Origin of the sequence: Alloprevotella sp. Lung230 (genome assembly GCF_014385435.1) — a bacterium.
In the GTDB taxonomy this organism is placed as follows: domain Bacteria; phylum Bacteroidota; class Bacteroidia; order Bacteroidales; family Bacteroidaceae; genus Alloprevotella.
In genome coordinates this window covers 1-1,209 of record NZ_JACSUD010000030.1, presented here as the reverse complement: position 1 = coordinate 1,209, position 1,209 = coordinate 1, and the positions used below count along the sequence as shown (strand labels likewise).

Here is a 1,209-nt window from a genome sequence, read left to right as displayed (position 1 = left end):
AGGGTCGGCCTAGGGTAAAACTGGTGATTGGGGCTAAGTCGTAACAAGGTAGCCGTACCGGAAGGTGCGGCTGGAACACCTCCTTTCTGGAAATGAAAGGTGGCGTTAGAGTTAAGCAGCTCGACCGTAGCGCAAGCGTAGGTCAAGGCTTAACCAAGAACACCTCCTTTCTGGAGATGTCGAATCTTGACGTAGAAGTTTGCTTTGAAGCATTACCTCTTGTACTTCGCATCGTTTATGAAATAATAGAGTAGTGCAAACTACTCACGGGGGATTAGCTCAGCTGGCTAGAGCGCTTGCATGGCATGCAAGAGGTCATCGGTTCGAATCCGATATTCTCCACTACGCTCGAAAAGAGCAATTGATCTTTGACATATTGAACACACAACAAAGTTGATGAGTTGTGCGGAATAGGGACAGAATGAAGCGAGTATGCATTACTTGTTTACCATTCTACCGATCAATTCCAACAACTCGCAAAATCATCTAAGTAACTTATAAAAGGTAACACAAAGTACAGCTTTAAGTATATTCGCCATGGTTGTTTTTTTAAACAACTGATCGGCAATGAAGTAAATAAGGGCGTACGGTGGATGCCTAGGCTCTTACAGGCGATGAAGGACGTGATAAGCTGCGATAAGCTTCGGGTAGGTGCAAATGACCTTTGATCCGAAGATTTCCGAATGAGACAACTCGGCAGGTTGAAGGCCTGTCATCCCGCGAATGCGGGAGGCTAACGCGGGGAACTGAAACATCTTAGTACCCGTAGGAAAAGAAAATAATAATGATTCCCTCAGTAGTGGCGAGCGAACGGGGAAGAGCCCAAACCAATGATGTTTCGGCATGATTGGGGTTGTAGGACTGCGTTGTTGCAAGAAATCAGAATAGAGGAACGTTTTGGAAAGAACGACCATAGAGAGTGACAGTCTCGTACTCGAAATTTTGATGAAGCATAGCAGTATCCTGAGTAGGGCGGGACACGTGAAATCCTGTCTGAATCCGGCGGGCCCATCCGCCAAGGCTAAATACTCGTAAGAGACCGATAGCGTACCAGTACCGTGAGGGAAAGGTGAAAAGCACCTCTGTCAGAGGAGTGAAAGAGTTCCTGAAACCGTACGCCTACAAGCGGTCGGAGCATCGTAAGATGTGACGGCGTGCCTTTTGCATAATGAACCTACGAGTTACCGTCATTGGCAAGGTTAAGAGTAA

General features: G+C 46.8%; 1 tRNA gene and 2 rRNA genes. All 3 read left to right on the top strand.

What is annotated here, in order from left to right:
* Positions 1 to 86 (top strand): 16S ribosomal RNA (locus tag H8527_RS09660); the annotation flags it as partial.
* Between the two features lie 182 nt (positions 87 to 268).
* A tRNA-Ala gene (locus tag H8527_RS09655) sits at positions 269 to 342 on the top strand.
* A gap of 224 nt (positions 343 to 566) precedes the next feature.
* Positions 567 to 1,209: ribosomal RNA gene (locus H8527_RS09650) — 23S ribosomal RNA — on the top strand; the annotation flags it as partial.